The sequence below is a fragment of the Burkholderia sp. BCC1638 genome, assembly GCF_902833195.1.
In the GTDB taxonomy this organism is placed as follows: Bacteria; Pseudomonadota; Gammaproteobacteria; order Burkholderiales; family Burkholderiaceae; genus Burkholderia; species Burkholderia diffusa.
Genome location: NZ_CADFEC010000082.1, coordinates 1 through 1,034, shown reverse-complemented (window position 1 = coordinate 1,034; position 1,034 = coordinate 1). Strand labels below are relative to the sequence as shown.

At 67.0% G+C, this 1,034-nt stretch carries 1 protein-coding gene; it reads left to right on the top strand.

Features of this window, described 5'->3' with window-relative positions:
* Positions 1–1,034: AMP-binding protein (locus HWX22_RS31250; RefSeq protein WP_175916992.1), on the top strand; the 1,034-nt coding region annotated here is incomplete at both ends.

The window sequence follows — 1,034 nt, the reverse complement described above, 5'->3', positions numbered from 1 at the left end:
CGCGTGTCGCGCTTCGCGAATGCGCTGAAGAAACGCGGAATCGGCAAGGGCGATCGCGTCGTCATCTACATTCCGATGTCGATCGAAGGCATCGTCGCGATGCAGGCCTGCGCGCGCATCGGCGCCACGCACTCGGTCGTGTTCGGCGGCTTCTCCGCGAAATCGCTGAACGAGCGGCTCGTCGACGTCGGCGCGGTCGCGCTCATCACCGCCGACGAACAGGCGCGCGGCGGCAAGACGCTGCCGCTCAAGAGCATCGCCGACGAGGCGCTCGCCATGGGCGGCTGCGAAGCCGTCAAGAGCGTGATCGTCTATCGCCGCACCGGCGGCACGATCGACTGGCACGCCGGGCGCGACCTGTGGATGCACGAGATCGCCGACAGCGAATCCGACACGTGCGCCCCCGAATGGGTCGGCGCCGAGCATCCGCTGTTCATCCTGTATACGTCGGGCTCGACCGGCAAGCCGAAGGGCGTGCAGCACAGCACCGGCGGCTATCTGCTGTGGGCCGCGCAGACGATGAAGTGGACCTTCGACTGGAAGCCCACCGACGTGTTCTGGTGCACGGCCGACATCGGCTGGGTCACGGGCCACACGTACATCACCTACGGCCCGCTCGCGTGCGGCGGCACGCAGGTGGTGTTCGAAGGCGTGCCGACTTACCCGGACGCAGGCCGCTTCTGGAAGATGATCAACGATCACAAGGTCACGGTGTTCTACACCGCGCCGACCGCGATCCGCTCGCTGATCAAGGCCGCCGAGGCCGACGACAAGGTTCATCCGAAGAGTTACGACCTGTCGAGCCTGCGCATCATCGGCACGGTCGGCGAACCGATCAATCCGGAAGCGTGGATGTGGTACCACAAGCACGTCGGCCAGGAACGCTGCCCGATCGTCGACACGTGGTGGCAGACCGAAACCGGCGGCCACATGATCACGCCGCTGCCGGGCGCGACGCCGACGGTGCCGGGTTCGTGCACGCTGCCGCTGCCGGGCATCATGGCCGCGGTGGTCGACGAGACCGGCCAGGACGT